The sequence below is a fragment of the Pantoea sp. YR525 genome, from assembly GCF_900116775.1.
Lineage (GTDB): Bacteria > Pseudomonadota > Gammaproteobacteria > Enterobacterales > Enterobacteriaceae > Pantoea > Pantoea symbiotica.
The window spans coordinates 215,819-232,421 of record NZ_FPBU01000003.1; the positions used below are offsets into that span (position 1 = coordinate 215,819).

Annotated in this window: 13 protein-coding genes; 5 read left to right on the forward strand and 8 right to left on the reverse strand. The window is 51.5% G+C overall.

From position 1 onward, the window contains the following. Positions 1 to 82 precede the first annotated feature (82 nt). From BM323_RS07550 to BM323_RS07560, 3 genes are all read left to right on the forward strand, one after another. Positions 83 to 2,272, forward strand: a complete 2,190-nt coding sequence (locus BM323_RS07550) for an Ig-like domain-containing protein (protein WP_008103388.1) — start codon at positions 83 to 85, stop codon at positions 2,270 to 2,272. Positions 2,273 to 2,320: 48 nt separating this feature from the next. Further along, positions 2,321 to 3,199, forward strand: a complete 879-nt coding sequence (locus tag BM323_RS07555) for an OmpA family protein (protein WP_008103387.1) — start codon at positions 2,321 to 2,323, stop codon at positions 3,197 to 3,199. Positions 3,200 to 3,410: 211 nt separating this feature from the next. Continuing rightward, positions 3,411 to 6,581, forward strand: a complete 3,171-nt coding sequence (locus BM323_RS07560; RefSeq protein ID WP_008103385.1) for an Ig-like domain-containing protein — start codon at positions 3,411 to 3,413, stop codon at positions 6,579 to 6,581. 85 nt (positions 6,582 to 6,666) lie between these two features. On the opposite strand, the gene BM323_RS07565 is transcribed toward BM323_RS07560, so the two are convergent. Continuing rightward, positions 6,667 to 6,975, reverse strand: a complete 309-nt coding sequence (locus BM323_RS07565) for a putative quinol monooxygenase (RefSeq protein ID WP_091003495.1) — start codon at positions 6,973 to 6,975, stop codon at positions 6,667 to 6,669. A 32-nt stretch (positions 6,976 to 7,007) separates the two neighbouring features. After that, positions 7,008 to 7,586, reverse strand: coding sequence for an NAD(P)H-dependent oxidoreductase (locus BM323_RS07570; protein WP_008103382.1), 579 nt, complete (start codon positions 7,584 to 7,586; stop codon positions 7,008 to 7,010). A gap of 161 nt (positions 7,587 to 7,747) precedes the next feature. On the opposite strand from BM323_RS07570, the gene BM323_RS07575 reads away from it, so the two are divergent. Continuing rightward, a complete protein-coding gene (locus BM323_RS07575; protein ID WP_036648129.1) occupies positions 7,748 to 8,509 on the forward strand; it encodes a transporter substrate-binding domain-containing protein in 762 nt (253 codons plus the stop codon). A 61-nt stretch (positions 8,510 to 8,570) separates the two neighbouring features. Here the strand turns inward: BM323_RS07575 and BM323_RS07580 are convergent, their stop codons facing one another. The 6 genes from BM323_RS07580 to BM323_RS07605 form a co-directional block, all read right to left on the reverse strand. Further along, positions 8,571 to 9,434, reverse strand: coding sequence for a ketose-bisphosphate aldolase (locus BM323_RS07580; RefSeq protein WP_008103378.1), 864 nt, complete (start codon positions 9,432 to 9,434; stop codon positions 8,571 to 8,573). Positions 9,435 to 9,562: 128 nt separating this feature from the next. After that, complete coding sequence (locus tag BM323_RS07585) at positions 9,563 to 10,414, reverse strand: class II fructose-bisphosphate aldolase (protein ID WP_091003497.1); 852 nt, start codon at positions 10,412 to 10,414, stop codon at positions 9,563 to 9,565. A gap of 9 nt (positions 10,415 to 10,423) precedes the next feature. After that, entirely contained in the window at positions 10,424 to 11,515 is a 1,092-nt protein-coding gene (locus BM323_RS07590) for a PTS fructose transporter subunit IIC (RefSeq protein ID WP_008103374.1), read from the reverse strand. Positions 11,516 to 11,526: 11 nt separating this feature from the next. Continuing rightward, positions 11,527 to 11,841 carry a PTS fructose transporter subunit IIB gene (locus BM323_RS07595; protein ID WP_008103372.1) on the reverse strand — a complete coding sequence of 105 codons (315 nt, stop codon included), beginning with the start codon at positions 11,839 to 11,841 and terminating at the stop codon, positions 11,527 to 11,529. 24 nt (positions 11,842 to 11,865) lie between these two features. After that, positions 11,866 to 12,336, reverse strand: a complete 471-nt coding sequence (locus BM323_RS07600; protein ID WP_008103369.1) for a PTS sugar transporter subunit IIA — start codon at positions 12,334 to 12,336, stop codon at positions 11,866 to 11,868. Positions 12,337 to 12,353: 17 nt separating this feature from the next. Then, positions 12,354 to 13,916, reverse strand: a complete 1,563-nt coding sequence (locus tag BM323_RS07605) for a BglG family transcription antiterminator (RefSeq protein ID WP_008103367.1) — start codon at positions 13,914 to 13,916, stop codon at positions 12,354 to 12,356. A 407-nt stretch (positions 13,917 to 14,323) separates the two neighbouring features. Between BM323_RS07605 and parC the strand changes: the two genes are divergently transcribed. Continuing rightward, entirely contained in the window at positions 14,324 to 16,594 is a 2,271-nt protein-coding gene (gene parC / locus BM323_RS07610) for a DNA topoisomerase IV subunit A (RefSeq protein WP_008103365.1), read from the forward strand. Positions 16,595 to 16,603 lie beyond the last annotated feature (9 nt).

Genomic DNA, 16,603 nt, shown 5'->3' on the forward strand with positions numbered 1-16,603 from the left:
ACGGAGGTGGGTTGAGCCAGGGAGATTGCTGCGCTTGTACGCAATCGCGCAATCAAAATCTAAATGACGGAAGGGATTAATCATGAACGTTTCGCCCGTGAGTGTTGCGGTTATTGATAAAAAAACAATAACGAAAGCGGAAGCATTGCGTGTAGGCAAAGAGGGTAAAGCTGCGAAAATTCAGGCTATTACCAACGGAAAATACTTGCTGACCCAAGGTAACGATGGCGTTGCGCCTGAAAATATTACTGTTAAGCGTGTAGGCAAAAATCTGCTGGTGATGCTGGAAGGTTCAGATGCCAGCGATCCTGATCTGATTATCGAAGACTTTTTTGCCAAATCGGGTTCTTTAGTCGGTAAAGCAGAAGATGGCGCGATGCACGAATACGTCGCCACTGATGGTAACTCCGATCACGATGCTGCCGCTTTAGCTGATGGTGAAACCAGTGCTTTAGCCTTGGGCGAAAGCACCGTTGAGAGTGACGGTGGCTTCGCGCTGGCTTCGGGTTTTGAGTGGTCGCCAGCGTTGATCGCTTTGGGCGGTTTGGCAGCTATCGCAGCAGCCGCGGGCCTGGGTTTCCTGGCAGCTAAACAGCAGTATCAGGACAGCAACAGCGGCAGTAACAACAACGGAAACGGTGGCAGTGGCGGCGACGGTGGCGACGGCGGTAAAGGTGGGGACGGCGGCAAAGGTGGTGGTGATAACGGTGGCGGCGACGTAAACATTCCGGTCGTAAGTGGTCTTTATGATGACGTGGGAAGTGTAACGGGTTTGATCGCCAAAGGTGGTCGCACTGATGATACAACTCCAACTCTGAATGGTACCGGCACCAAAGGTAACGTTATCGAGATTTGGGATGGCGAGAAGAAGATTGGTGAAACTACCGTTGGAGAAAACGGTAGCTGGTCATTTACGCCTGGCACTGCTCTGTCAGCCGGCGATCACAGCATTACTACACGTGAGCGTAATGAGAGCGGTGTGGTCGGTGAGTCAAGCGAAGCATGGAACTTCACCGTTGACTTGACCGCACCAGCCAAAGGTTCAATTGATGGCATGATCGATGATTCGGTTAATCCTGCAAAAGAGATTGTAAACGGTGGTTTGACAAAAGACAGCACGCCGGTTTTGTCGGGTAAAGCTGAGCAGGGTTCAACCGTTGAAATCTGGAAAAATGGCCAACTGATCGGTACGGCGCAAACGGATAATGAGGGGAACTGGAAATTTATTAGTCCAGTATTGGAAGATGGTAAGCACGATTTCAGCGTAGTGGTGGTTGATCAGGTGGGTAATAAATCCCTGCCTTCAACGCCATGGATTATTGATGTTGATACTATCGCGCCAGAAAACCAGGGTATCGGTCAAATTTCTGATGATGATGGCGCACCAATCGTTTCTGGCGAGGAAACAGAAGACAGCACGCCTACCTTTGAAGGCAAAGGTGAGAAGGGCGACATTATCAAAATTATCGATAACGGTAAGATAATTGGTAGCACAGTTGTTGATGATAAAGGTGAATGGACCTTTACACCGAAACAACCAATTGATAATGGCGAGCATGAATTCCAGATTATTGTTACCGATCCTGCTGGAAATGAATCTGCACCTTCTGACAAAGTTATTATTACAATCGACGATCCTAATTTCGATCCAGGCAAAGAAGTTGAGCCAAATCCGGAAGTACCGGTAACAGGAACTATCGATGGCGTCTTCAAAGATAATAATGACGCTGGTATTAAACAACCGGTTGGAAACGGCGGCATTGACTCTAACGATCCAACAATAATTATTGAAGGTTCAGGTCAGGCAGGTAATATTGTTTATCTGTGGATTACGGGTACTAATGGGCATACATATCACTCTGTAACGGTTAACACTGAAGGTAAATGGAGTTTTACCACTCCAGAACTCGCAGAAGATGTTTATAAGATTGAAGCAGCCTTCAAAGATGCTGATGGTGTAGTAACGGCCAAAACCGATGTTTATCAGGTTGTGGTGGATATCACGCCTCCTGGCCCGCCGGATCTTGGTGGTCTCTCTATTAATGGACTGGATTTGTCAGAGCTATTGTCAGAACAAAGCCAATCATTATTAAACGAGCCATTAGAAGATAATGCCGTCATTCACGATATTAAAAATAGTTTGCTGAATGATATTGATTTCATTAATGATGCCAATAGTATTACCGCTACAGGTGTATTAACGTCGAATGATTCAAATATTAATTCCGCATATGAGATGAAAGACTTTATCGATTATTCATCACAAAACTAATATTTAAAAGTAACAGGTGTCTCAAGACACCTGTTTTCTGGAGTGATTATGAAAAATAAAACTATCATGATGCTGGCTGCATTCGCCTCATTGTCAGCCATCACTGTATTTAATGCTCAAGCACAAAATAATTTTGGGCAAGCCTGGCGTTCAATGCCTGCAGCTGCTGCGGACCAGGTGCGTATTGTTTATTATCGTCCCGCGGACGCTATCGGTAATTCACCGGCACATATCTATGTTGATGGCGAATTTCAAACCGCTCTGCTTGCTGGCGGCTACAGCACATTCTGTGTAAATCCAGGCGTGCATTCGCTGGCGAGTTTCACAAATGACGCGCCATCCTATCAGGGCAAGCAACAACAGCCGTGGCGCGACAATTTGGCCGCAGGGAAAACCTATTACATCCGTGCCAGCCTTGATGGTTCCGGCCGTCCATTGGTGACCAGCGAAACAGAAGCTCAGCAGCAGTTGGTGGGTACTCGCCAGCAAACCCATCTGTTATCACGCGTCTCCTCTGTAGTGGCTTGCCAGGCGGGAACCACCCAATCTTATGATAACTATGAGTTTTCATCAGATCTGCTCTTTAAGTTTGCCAGCGCCAATAGCAGCGATATTTCCAATGAAGGCCGTAATGCTATTCAGCAGTTTGCCGCCATGATTAAGCGCCAGTCGAATAATCAGCCGCATATTGTGGTTACCGGATTCACCGATCCAATAGGCGACGAGAATAGCAACATGAAATTAGGTCAGCTTCGTGCGGATACGATTAAGAAACTTTTAGTTAATAATGGGATCTCGAGTGCCAATATTTCTTCTCAAAGTATGGGAGAAAGTCAGGTAACTATGCAATGTCAGGGATCGCAGAAAGAGCAAGTAGCCTGCTATGCCAATGAGCGTCGGGTTATTATTAGCGTTGAGAATAAATAATAGCGTTAATTATTTCTAAATATTTACAGGTGGCTTTTCTATAAATATAAGATGGCCACTTTTTCCCTCTTTTTATCTTTGTTAGCTAATCAAAGATATATAGGGTTTTAAGACGTGTCCTGTGTAACGCGTTTCACTAACTAACCGAAAATGATTTCGCTCCGGAGGGATTTCCGGACACCAAGAATCCATGTTTAAAAGGAATATGCTCATGGCGAATAACAGCATTAATGAAATTTCAAATGTAAACTATATTTATACTAAAGACACTGATTTCAAATGGACAGATAGAAAAGCTCTAGATGCGAAAGGTGGAGTAGCCGAAATTATTATTGACGGTGTGACTTATACCACCCCAATAAGTGCTGAAGGATTGTGGTCTTTCACTCCTCCTGGTGGTTGGGCTGAAGGTTTGCATACCTTACAAGTTATCATTATTGATAAGGCAACTAACCGTGGTGAAATTGGCACCTATATTGTTAGCGTTGATAAATCAGCCCCAGCACAGCCTGAAATCTGGCGTGCGGTTGATAACACCGGTAGCGACAAAGGCAACCTGACGCCAGGTGACAGCAGCGATGAACGCAAGCCAGTACTTTCAGGCGTTGCTGAGCCTAATTCCATTGTCTATCTGTATGATAATACTGGTACAACGCCAATCGCTTCCGTTAAAACGAACAGCATGGGAGCGTGGACGATCACCCCAGAGCTCAGCAATGGTGAGCATAGCCTGACGGTCACTGCTAAAGATGCCAATGGCAACGAAAGTGTGAAATCACCGGCGTTTAAACTGAGCATTGCCAGCGGTAATGTAGTATTTGCTGATTCGGATGCTGTAGAAGCTTCGCATGCAGTTGTTGCACCGGTTGACATTGGTACTTTCGCGCAAAATGATGGAGCGGTAGCACCAACATATGTCCCGAGAAATATCATTAATCCATATGGCGAAAACGCTGAACCAAACGTTATGGTTCAGGTGATTCTGAATAATGTCATTTACACTACCATGACTACATCGGATGGTAAGTGGACACTGCCTTCCATCGAAATTGCGGATGGCACCTATTTTTATCAGATCCGTTATGTTGATCGTGCAGGCAACTGGGGCACAGCAAAACAGCAGATCCTTGTCGTCGATGGTACTGCACCAGAAGCGCCGCAAATTATGCGCGTCGTTGATAATGAAGGAACGCTGGATTACCTGTCATCAAACCAATATACCAATGACACTACACCGACGTTGAGCGGTGTCGCTCAGCCAGGTTCAATGGTTTATATCTACGGTAATGGCGCCGATCCTATCGGAACAGTTAAGGCTGGCGATGATGGCCGCTGGACCTTTGAGCCAACGCTGACTGCTGATGGTACATATGTGTTTAGTGCCCAATATATGGATCGTTTTAAAAATCCAAGCGCGAAATCAGATAATTTCATCATCAATCTTGATAGTTCAGTACCAAGAAATCCGTCTCTGGGAGAGGTCTATGACGATGAAGGTCGTTATCAGGGCCCACTGAAATCGGGTGATACCACCGATGATAAAACGCCTAAGCTTTCCGGTATTGCCGATTCAGGTTCACTGGTGCGTATCTGGGATGGCAACGAAATCATCGCAAGCGTTGTTGCTGGCCCGCGTGGCGAGTGGTCAATCGAGTTGGATTTAGCCGACGGTGAACACAGCCTGCGCGTTGATGCACAATCTAAAGGCGGTAACACCTCAGGTAAAACAGAAGAATTCAAACTGATCGTTGATCCAAACATCTTGCCGCCAGGTAAAATTGACGAAATCGTTGCTAACAATGGCGACACTGAAATTCCTCTGATTGACGGTGATTCCACCAATGACACCACCCCGTTGCTGCGTGGCGCAGGCAATGAAGGTGACATCATTCACATCATTGATAATGGTGTAGAAGTGGGTACCGCGGTTGTTGACGACAAAGGTAAATGGGAATTTGAACTTCCTGCCAGTGCAGATGGAGATGGCGAGCACTCGTTAGTGGTTGAAGTTGAATCAGGTGGCAAGCGCTCTCCTGGTTCTGATCCTATCAAGATCATTGTTGACACCATGCCGCCAACCAAGCCGACTACACCGGAAATTATCGATAATGTGGGCGATAATCCTGGCCCAGTGCTTCCGGGTGAAGCAATTGATGATCCACGTCCTGAATTCAATGGCGGTGATGCTGACAAAGGCGATACGGTAGAAGTCATTGTTAGGGATGAAAATGGTAATGAAACGGTAATTGGTACCGCCATTGTTGGTGAAGGCGGTAAATGGATTGTTAAACCGACGGATCCAATTCCTGATGGCGAGTATGAAGTCATCGTGGTAATCACCGATCCGGCGGGTAACTCCTCTGAGGAATCCGATCCGATTAAAGTGATCATCGATACCAAGGTGCCGGACGCACTGGAGGCGTTTGAGCTGCACGATGACGTCGGCCCAGTTAAAGATCTGATCAAAGATGGTGATATGACTGACGATACTAAACCGACTCTGAAAGGTAAGGGTGTCGATGGTACTACAGTCATCATTTATGACAACGGTGATGAAATTGGCCGTGTGAAAGTTGCAAACGGTGAATGGGAATTTGAGACGCCTGCGCTTCCAGAAGGTTCGCACAAAATTACTGCTCAGCCTGAAAGCGTCTCAGGTGTGAAAGGTCCAGTCAGTGGCGGCATCAGCTTTACTGTTGATACCACAGCACCAACCACCGGTACCTTCGATGGTGTTTATAAAGATAATACCAATCGTGAAGAGCTGGTGGGTGAAGATGCAAGCATCAACGATAACACCTTGATCATGAAAGGTACGGGCACCAATGGTGACATCGCTGTGCTGTATGGTACCTACCATATAAAAGATGGAAACGATAAAATTATTGATACCATCACTTTGGAACTTGGAAAGGCTACTATCGCAAATGGTGCCTGGAAAATTGAAACCGAAGAACTAGCGGATCAAAAATATACGTTCAGCGTGGGGATTCGTGACGTAGCGGGCAACGAAGCTAAGCTTGCCAATGAATTCAATATCGAAGTTGATACCACGCCTCCAGGTCCACCAGATATTGGTGGTCTGTTCAGCATCGCGGGCTTGAACGAAGGTCTGATGAACATGTCACTGAATGACATCATGTCTCAGGGCAATGATTCACTGTTCATCGACAACGGTAAAACCCAGATGATTGTGTCGGAAAAAGCCGGTGAAGATCTGAAGCTGGAAGACATCTTGCCGAAAGGTGAAGAAGTGAGCAACTGGAGCCAGGCAAATGGCACCGTAACCGTGGCAGGCGTTGAATACAACGTTTACCAGAACAACGGTGGCGATGCTGAAGTGATGGTTCCACAGCATCTGATGCAGGAACAACAGCACTAAACCCTGATTAGCTGCTAAACAAAAGCCCCGGTCGCAAGATCGGGGCTTTTTTTATGCATGATACTGAACGACAAAGAAAATCGACTTATTTAGCCGCTTCCAGCACCAGAATCTTTACATCAACCACTTCATCTTTAATCAGCGCGCGATGCGCATCCATATGCGGCATCTGCTGATGCTGCTCCAGATGGCGCAGCGATTCCCACAGTTCCAGCATGAAAATGGAATCGGGTGAATTCTGTTTCCACGGCACTTGTGCCTGATGATCCACTAATGCGTCATATTGATGACAGCCATCTTCTTCCAGCACGGTAGGAATCAGCTGATTAATCGCATCCAGCACCACCTGACGGCGGCTTGGTTTGACACAAATTTCTGCAACGACGGTTAACATAGCGCTTCCTTTTTTCCCCTGGGTGCTTACAGTTAAGCAAAGATCTGGCTGAGATGAGTCCGATAACGTTCGATATCGCGCGGCACGTCAGGCATTTTAATCACATCGTTACAGATAAAGGTCGGCAAACCTTCCATACCGAGGAACTGGTTGGCTTTATGGAAGTGCAGATACAAACCATCTACGCCTACGCCTTCAAAGAACTGCTCAGGATCGTTAAAGGCTTCCAGTGGCGCGTTCCAGGTCAGTGACAGCATGTATTTCTTACCCTGAATCAGGCCGCCAGAACCGTACTTTTTACCGGCATCGCTACGCGTGCGGCCATCGCTGGCATACAGTGAACCGTGACCTTCTGTGAAGACATCATCGATGTATTTTTTCACCGTCCACGGCTCGCCCATCCACCAACCCGGCATCTGATAAATCACCACATCGCTGTCGAGATACTTCTGCACTTCTTCTGCCACGTTGTAATCGCTATCGGCGATAGTCACCTGTACTTGATGGCCAAGGTCTCGCAGCTGGCTGGCAGCCACGTCAGTTAAGGTATGGTTCAGTTCGCCTTTCGAATGGGCGAAGGTTTTGCCGCCATCGATAATTAAAAAATTCATTTAATCCGCTCCGTTTCTGGTTGATGCCGCACACTCTACGCGCGCGCAGGAGCGAGAAAAATGCGTGATTGATCACAACACTTTTGCTAATAAAGCAATAATGCGGACGATTATGAAACAATCCGCATGCAAACCAACATCAACCCTAAAAAGAAGAAACCATGAAAACCGCGATACTGAGTGCATTACTTATGGTGACTGGCGCTGCTCAGGCGCAATCCCACCTTGATGACATCCGCGCAAGCAAGACCTTAAAAGTTTGTACCACCGGCGATTACAAGCCATATAGCTATTTGCGCAGCGATGGCCAATACGAAGGATTGGATATCAGCATGGCGCAATCGCTGGCGGCGAGCCTCGGCGCGAAAGTCGAATGGGTACCAACCACATGGAAAACCCTGAGCGATGATTTTGTGGCGAAGCAGTGTGATATCGCGCTGGGCGGCGTATCGGTCACGCTCAAGCGTCAGCAGATCGCCTGGTTCGCGCAGCCGCTCGGCGTCGATGGCAAAATCCCGCTGGTACGCTGCGATGACAAAGCGAAATACCAAACGGTTGAGCAGATCAATAAAGCCAGCGTACGGGTGATTGAACCGGCGGGCGGCACCAACGAAGCCTTCGTGCACAGCCATTTACCGCAGGCAACGCTGCAGCTGGCCAATAACGTCGGGATTTTTCAACAGTTGGTGGATAACAAAGCGGATGTGATGATCACCGATGCGTCTGAAGCACTGTTCCAGCAGCAGCATTATCCAACGCTGTGCGCCATCAATCCGGACAAACCGATGCAGTACGGCGAGAAGGCCTACATGATCCCGCGCGATGATATGAGCTGGAAACTGTATGTCGATCAGTGGTTGCATCTCAGCACCGCTACTGGCGAATATGCCCAGATCATTAAAAAATGGTTAGGCGTGAAGTAGGGTCGCCATTCATGGCGACCTGTGTTTCTGGTGCGCAATCATGCGCACCTTACAGCAGAACTCAACGATACAAACTCGCCTTACCCAACCCACCAAACAGATTCATCTTGTAGCGAATCACTGACTTTGCCGCAGTAATCGCATCCGGATAAATCACATTCGGATCCCACCAGGTTTCGCGCGCCAGAATCTCACGCAGCTTATCGAAATAGGCGAACTTCATATCGCTGGAAATATTGATTTTCCCTACGCCTAACGTTACCGCTTCCGCAATCTCGGCATCCGGATTAGCTGAACCGCCGTGCAGCACCAACGGAATAGTGGTGCGCTGTGAAATGTCTCTGAGGATATGCATCTGCAGCTCAGGCTTCATATTTTTCGGGTAGATGCCGTGCGCGGTGCCAATCGCCACCGCCAGCGTATCCACGCCGGTGTGCTGCACGAAATCCTCAGCCTGCGCCGGTTCGGTGTAGATCACTTTACTCACCCCACCTTCAACTGAAGTGCCGGTATCGCCGATGGTACCAAGTTCACCTTCCACCGAAACGCCCACCGCGTGCGCCAGCTTCACCACTTCTTTGGTCAGTGCCACGTTCTCTTCATAAGGCAGCAGAGAGCCATCGATCATCACCGAAGTAAAGCCGCACTGAATGGCGCGCAGCACCTGAGCGATAGACGCGCCGTGATCGAGGTGGATGGTAAACGGCACTTTGCTTTTCAGAGTGCGTTCGCGCACGTAGCCAAAGAATTCATCGGTGACAAATTCCAGTTCGCTCGGGTGGATGGAGATGATCGCCGGCGTATTGGTGGCCTCGGCTTCTTCAACTACCGCGCGGATAAAGCAGCTGTCCGCCACGTTAAATGCGCCAATCGCGTAACGGTGTTCACGAGTCGGTGCCAACATCTCTTTCATTGAAATCAACATGTTAATATTTCCTCAGCGTGAGTTTTACTGGAGCCGACGCACGCGCCGACCCGATAGTGGATATGAATGTGAAATTGACAATGCTTTGTAGGGGCGCCATTCATGGCGACCACCAATTAACGCCGCACTTAAACCTTGCCCGCCGATCCCGACCAGCCCAGATACTCCGCCACCACTTCACGGCAGGCAGATTCCATTAGCCCAAGCAAGTCGGCCAGTTCAGCATGCGGATGCTGCTTCAGGGCCTGCTCCATCGCCATTTCCCCGGCATCAAACACCGCCGCACCGACGTTGATCTTGGCGACACCAAACTCACTGACGCGACGGATATCCTCAGCCGGCGTGCCCGATCCGCCATGCAGCGCCAACGGTCGCGTGGACACCGCATGCAGCTCCTGAAGTCGTTGAAAATCAATCTTCGGCTTCACGCCAGCCGGATAGAGCCCGTGCGCGGTCCCGACCGAGATCGCCAGCAGATCGATATTGGTCTGCTCGATAAACGGCAGCACATCGGCCACCTGCGTCATCTTCACTGAAGCATCAGCCAGCTCGTAGGTCGGTGCATCGGCGATATGTCCCAGCTCGCCTTCAACACAAACGCCGGCGGTATGCGCCATCTTCACCACGGCAGCGGTCTGGCGAATGTTCTCGGCGAGCGGCTCAGACGAAGCGTCGATCATTAAGCCGGTAAAACCGGCGCGAAACGCCTGACCAATCAGCGGAAAGGCTTTGCCGTGATCGAGTGCCAGCGCCACCGGCACGCTGGCGGCATCAGCCAGCGTTCGCACTAACGGCACCGCGACAGCAGGGGGAAAGTGCGCGCTGTGTCCCTGATACACATTGAGGATTAGCGGGGCGCGCTGCTGTTCGGCTGCCTGAATGGCGGCGCGCGCGGTTTCCAGGTTGAAGCAGTTGATTGCCAGCACCGCATAACGCTGTTGGGCGGCGGCCTGAATCAGGTCGTTCATCATGGCAAACATGGTGGCTCCTTATTCCAGAGTGAATTTGATCTCTTCATCGCGAACGCCGGGGGCTTCCACGTCATCGAACTCTTCATCCGCCTGCGTAACCGGCTTTTTCAGTACCGATAGCATCACGCCGCACACCGTGGTGCCGATGCCGAGTGCTAGACAGAACAGCCAGGGTTTGGTGAACAGCGGCACCACAAACATGCCGCCGTGCGGCACCGGTGCGCCAACGCCCCACACCATAATCAGTCCACCGGCGATGGCGGAGGCCACCACGCAGCTGCCGACCACGCGGAACAGGTCGCGCGCCGCAATCGGAATCACCCCTTCGGTAATCATGCAGATGCCCATCGGGAAGGCGGCTTTCAGCGCCTCTTTTTCCGCTTTGGTGTATTTGTTGCGGCTCAGCAGATAAGAGAGCGTGATGCCGAACGGCGGAATCATCGAGCCGACAAACTTCACCGCTTCCGGCCCGTAAATGCCGTCAACCAGCATGCCGTCGGCGAACAGCGACATGGTTTTATTCACCGGACCGCCGAAATCGAAGGTGGCCATCGCGCCCAGAATCGCGCCCATCACAAACTTTGAGCCGCCCTGCATCGATTCCAGCAGGGCAATCAGCGCCTTCTGCAGCCAGACAATCGGCTGGCCGATAAAGGTCATCATTAGTAGCCCAGCGATGATGGTGCTCAGCACCGGCAGCACCATAATCGGCATCAAACCCTGCATCGATTTCGGTAACTTAATGGTGCGGCGCAGCAGCAGCACCGTGTAACCGACCAGAAAGCCACCGAAGATACCGCCGATAAAGCCGGTACCGATCTGCCCGCAGATAAAACCGACGATCAGGCCAGGCGCGAAGCCGGGACGATCGGCAATTGAGTAGGCGATCGCCGCGCTGATCAGCGGCACAATCAAGCCCATGCCCCAGCCGCCGATCTGGTTGAGCATCCAGGCGATAGTGCCGGTCTGTTTGCCGACATCCGGGCCGCCGATCACCTGGCCGAGCGCGATGCAGATCCCGGCGGCGACGATCAGCGGGATCATCCACGAGATCCCGGTGAGCAGATGCCCTTTGATCTCCTGGCCGTACTGACGTTTGTTGTCATTCATGATGGATCTCCTCAGGCGCGCGCCAGTGAATCCGCCACTTTTTCGAGGAATTTCACCGGTGACTTGATCACCACTTCGGTTTTCACTCGCACAATGGGTTTGCCCTGAAAGCGCTCCTCGCCTTTGATCTTCACGTCAACGGCGAGGATCACCACGTCAGCGGCGGCGATGTCTTCCTGCGTCAGCGCCGTTTCGGTGCCGATGGTGCCCTGGGTTTCAACGTGGATGGTGTGGCCCAACGCGTGGGCCCCTTTAATCAGTTTTTCGCGCGCAATATAGGTATGCGCGATGCCTGCCGTGCAGGCCGCTACACAGACGATATTCATGTGTCACCTCAGAGAGTTAGGGTGTTAACAGAGGTCGGTTTCGGCGTACTGACTAAACAGCCGGATGATATTGCTGGCGTCATTTTCGACCAGCAGTTGGGCTATCACCTCATCATCGGCCAGCGCACTGGCCACCTGCGACAACAGGCGAATATGGGTGGTGTTCTGATCTTCCAGTCGTACCGCGAACAGGATGATGCAGCGCACCTGGCTGCCATCGAGTGTTTCCCACGGAATGTCGTGTTGGGTGCGACCAATGGCGAGCGTGGTTTGTTTCACCGCGGCGGATTTACCGTGCGGAATGGCAATGTGATTTTCGAAGCCGGTGGAGCCTTCGGCTTCACGCAGCCAGACGTCTTCGATAAAGGCGGCGCGGTCGCTGATGGCGCCGTCGTGGTAGAGCAAATCGGTCAGCTCATTAATCGCTTGTTCTTTGGTGGTGGCGGTCAGCGCCAGGTTAACGCGGCGTGGCGTCAGAATGCGCGAAATATCCATGATCAATCCTCATTCAATTAATGTTCAGCCAAAGCGCAGGAGGCGCCGTCGGGCAGCTGGCTGCCAATCATGGCGTCTGTCACCCGCCGAATATCGTCATCGTTAAAAAAGGCACTGACATACACCGCCGGAACCGATCCGGCATTGAGGTGAATGGTGGTGATCACCAAATCCACCGTTTCTCGCTGGCAAAACTCCGCATGATTGCTGGCGGAAACTACGCCGACAATCGCCCAATCCGGGAAGGCGCGCAGGATGCGGCTCTTCAGCAAATGCGAGGTCCCGACGCCGCTCGAGCACACCACCAGAATACGTTTGTGGGCAATTTGTCGCTCCAGCGCCGCCTGGAAATGCACGCACAGATAACCTATTTCGTCATCCGCCACCGATGAAAGTCCCTGGCTGCGCGCGGTTAATTGCATCGCCTGTTGAGTTAAGGAAAATATTTCCTTCATCTCCTGCTGAATATCTTCCAGCAGCGGATTGCGAATATGAATGTGATATTTGAGTCGATTTAATAATGGCTTTATATGGACTAATAACCCTTCAAATAATAATCGGTCCTGTGATAAGTCCTGCTGAATAAATGACGCGAAACGATCGATTAATTCACAGGTTATTTTTACGGATTCAGCGGTGGAAAATTGATTATGCAGCGGCGCATTATCACCACGCTCTTCCACCACAATGCCGGACGAGACAATATATTGATAAATAAAACCCACTTCATCGGCTGGCAATGCGCAGCACATGCGCTGTTCAATCTGGACCACCATCTGCTGGGCAATGTTAAGAATACGCTGGTCGAGATCCTGCGCGCTGGTCAGGGTTTCCAGCGCCAGCGCGTTACCTTGCGCCATGCGATGCATCATGATCAGAATATGTGTGCAGAGATTGAGATACCACGCATCGCCCAGCGGATAACTCAGCCGCTGCTCCATCTGTTGCAGCAGCGCCTGCACAAACGCCACATCCTCATCGCCAAAATAGTGCACCAGCGCCTGCTGGCTGCCGGGATCGAGGCGCGGTAGCAGCGGCGTACCGGCAACGTTCTGCTGCATCACATCATTAATCAGCGACACCATCGCCTGGCGCAGCGTCTGCTCGTTGCCTTCAATGTGCGTGCCGCCGGGGCCGCGCTGCAGTACCAAACCCAACGGCAGCAGCCACTCTTCAATCACTTTCAGGTCATTCACGATCGACGCATGGCTGATAAAGTAGCGCTCTGACAATTTGCTGATTGAGGTCGCGCGTGGTGCATCACTCAACAGCTGCGAGGCAATCTTCACCCGTCGGCTGTTATGGCTCAGCGCATCCGAGCTGCTTTCGTCACCGTTAAGCTGCTGCTCTAGTTGCAGACGCTGCTGCAGATCGTCCACTCGCAGGCGCACGCCGCGTCCCGGCATTTTTTCCAGCTGCATCGACCAGTCGCTCAGCCAGCTCTCCAGCCACTGTAAATCGCGCTGAATGGTTTTCTCCGACACGCCAAGCTGTAACGCTAATTCTTTACTCGGCTGCGGTGCAGCATGATGCAGCAGCAATTTTACTAATCGGTGTTGTCGCGAAGTCAGTATTTGCATTCGGTCACCCTTATTTTGGCAAAACGTTTATGGCTAATTGATGTTTATATTTATTCCATGCCAGAAATCAGAAGCGCAAAAATGTGGTGCTTGTGGAGTATGAATTTAGGAGAGTAATCAGTAAGCAACAATACTAAATGTTGTCCCGGCTTGCGGACACTATTAATACGCTGAACGCATCGCGATATTAATTGCGAAGTTGCTCACATATTATTATCGATATTCACTGTGACATGGCTCCCATTCCGTTTTAATTTTTCAACCAATATCACGTTATTAAATGTAAGCCGTTTCTGTTTGCTGAACGGGCTTCTCTGTGACTAAACCGCACGAATAAGGTAATATCCTCGCCAAATGACCGCCGGATGTCCCGCCGTTGCGGGCCACGAAGTGAGGATGCGAGCTGAATGAGCGAATTGACGCAGGATGGTGCAGAGCGTCTTGCCCTGCACACGTTTACGGAAAACGCGTACCTGAACTACTCCATGTACGTGATCATGGACCGCGCGCTGCCGTACATCGGCGATGGCCTCAAGCCAGTGCAGCGCCGTATTGTGTATGCCATGTCGGAATTGGGCCTCAATTCCAATGCCAAATTCAAAAAATCGGCGCGTACCGTCGGTGACGTATTGGGTAAATACCATCCGCACGGCGACAGCGCCTGTTATGAAGCGATGGTGTTGATGGCGCAGCCATTCTCTTACCGCTATCCGCTGGTGGATGGCCAGGGAAACTGGGGTGCGCCGGACGATCCGAAATCCTTCGCCGCGATGCGTTACACCGAATCGCGCCTGTCGAAATACGCTGAAATCCTGCTGGGCGAGCTTGGCCAGGGCACGTCCGATTACATCCCGAACTTCGACGGCACCATGCAGGAGCCGAAGATGTTGCCGGCGCGCCTGCCCAACATTCTGCTGAACGGTACCACCGGCATCGCCGTGGGCATGGCGACGGATATTCCGCCGCATAACCTGCGCGAAGTGGCGGAAGCGGCGGTCAAGCTGATCGACAACCCGAACACCACGCTGCATGAGCTGCTGGATATTGTGCAAGGTCCGGATTACCCGACCGAAGCGGAAATCATCACGCCTCGCAACGAAATCCGTAAGATTTATGAAAGCGGGCGTGGTTCGATTCGCCAGCGCGCGGTGTGGAAAAAGGAAGATGGCGATGTGGTGATCACCGCGCTGCCGCATCAGGTTTCGGGCGCACGCGTGCTGGAGCAGATCGCTAACCAGATGCGCAATAAAAAGCTGCCGATGGTGGAGGATCTGCGTGATGAGTCCAACCATGAAAACCCGACGCGTTTAGTGATTGTGCCGCGCTCCAATCGTGTGGATCTCGAGCAGGTGATGAATCACCTGTTTGCCACCACCGATCTGGAAAAAAGCTACCGCGTTAACCTGAATATGATCGGACTGGATAACCGTCCGGCGGTGAAAAACCTGCTGGAAATCCTCTCTGAGTGGCTGGTGTATCGTCGCGATACCGTGACGCGCCGCCTCAACTATCGTTTAGACCGCGTGCTGCGTCGTCTGCATATCCTTGAAGGTATGCTGGTGGCGTTCCTCAATATTGATGAAGTGATCCACATCATCCGTACCGAGGATGAGCCGAAGCCGGTGCTGATGTCGCGCTTTGACATCAGCGAAACCCAGGCCGAAGCGATTCTTGAACTGAAATTGCGTCATCTCGCCAAACTGGAAGAGATGAAGATTCGCGGTGAGCAAGCGGATCTGGAAAAAGAGCGCGATCAGCTGCAGGCGATTCTGGCGTCCGAGCGCAAGATGAGCAATCTGCTGAAAAAAGAGCTGCTGGCTGATAGCCAAACCTACGGCGACGATCGCCGTTCGCCGCTGCGCGAGCGCGAAGAAGCCAAAGCGCTGAGCGAAACTGAGCTGGTGAGCGCCGAGCCGGTAACCATCGTGCTGTCGCAGATGGGTTGGGTGCGCAGCGCCAAAGGTCACGATATCGATCCGGCGGGTCTGAGTTACAAAGCGGGCGACAGCTATCTGGCCGCCGCACGCGGCAAGAGCAATCAGCCGGTGGCCTTTATCGACTCTACCGGACGCAGCTACACGCTGGATCCGACGTCATTGCCGTCTGCGCGCGGGCAGGGCGAACCGCTCACCGGCAAACTGACGCCACCACCGGGCGCGGTGATTGAGCAGGTGCTGATGGAACCCGACGATCAGAAGCTGTTGATGGCCTCTGACGCCGGTTACGGCTTCATCTGTACCTTTGCCGATCTGGTATCGCGCAACCGTGCCGGTAAAGCGCTGCTGACGCTGCCGGAAAACGCCAAAGTGATGACGCCAATGGCGGTGCACTCAGGCGATGATATGCTGCTGGCGATTACCCAGGCCGGACGCATGTTGATGTTCCCGGTTGGCGATCTGCCGCAGATGTCGAAAGGCAAAGGCAACAAGATCATCTCGATCCCTTCAGCGGAAGCCGCTGCGGGCACCGACAAACTACAATGGTTGCTGATTCTGCCGCCAGGCGCCTCGATCACCGTGTATGTCGGTAAACGTAAGCTGATCATGCGTGATGAAGATCTGCAGAAAGTGCGTGCCGATCGCGGTCGTCGCGGCAGCGTGGCGCGTGGCCTGCAACGTATCGATAGCGTAGAAGTGAATGCACCAGCGCGTCCGAAAGCCGACGCGAGTGAAGAGTAACGCTGTTAT

Coding starts and splice junctions, on each gene's coding strand:
- BM323_RS07550 (WP_008103388.1), top strand. CDS start 83: ATGAACGTTTCGCCCGTGAGTGTTGCGGTTATTGATAAAAAAACAATA.
- BM323_RS07555 (WP_008103387.1), top strand. CDS start 2,321: ATGAAAAATAAAACTATCATGATGCTGGCTGCATTCGCCTCATTGTCA.
- BM323_RS07560 (WP_008103385.1), top strand. CDS start 3,411: ATGGCGAATAACAGCATTAATGAAATTTCAAATGTAAACTATATTTAT.
- BM323_RS07565 (WP_091003495.1), bottom strand. CDS start 6,975: ATGTTAACCGTCGTTGCAGAAATTTGTGTCAAACCAAGCCGCCGTCAG.
- BM323_RS07570 (WP_008103382.1), bottom strand. CDS start 7,586: ATGAATTTTTTAATTATCGATGGCGGCAAAACCTTCGCCCATTCGAAA.
- BM323_RS07575 (WP_036648129.1), top strand. CDS start 7,748: ATGAAAACCGCGATACTGAGTGCATTACTTATGGTGACTGGCGCTGCT.
- BM323_RS07580 (WP_008103378.1), bottom strand. CDS start 9,434: ATGTTGATTTCAATGAAAGAGATGTTGGCACCGACTCGTGAACACCGT.
- BM323_RS07585 (WP_091003497.1), bottom strand. CDS start 10,414: ATGTTTGCCATGATGAACGACCTGATTCAGGCCGCCGCCCAACAGCGT.
- BM323_RS07590 (WP_008103374.1), bottom strand. CDS start 11,515: ATGAATGACAACAAACGTCAGTACGGCCAGGAGATCAAAGGGCATCTG.
- BM323_RS07595 (WP_008103372.1), bottom strand. CDS start 11,841: ATGAATATCGTCTGTGTAGCGGCCTGCACGGCAGGCATCGCGCATACC.
- BM323_RS07600 (WP_008103369.1), bottom strand. CDS start 12,336: ATGGATATTTCGCGCATTCTGACGCCACGCCGCGTTAACCTGGCGCTG.
- BM323_RS07605 (WP_008103367.1), bottom strand. CDS start 13,916: ATGCAAATACTGACTTCGCGACAACACCGATTAGTAAAATTGCTGCTG.
- parC (WP_008103365.1), top strand. CDS start 14,324: ATGAGCGAATTGACGCAGGATGGTGCAGAGCGTCTTGCCCTGCACACG.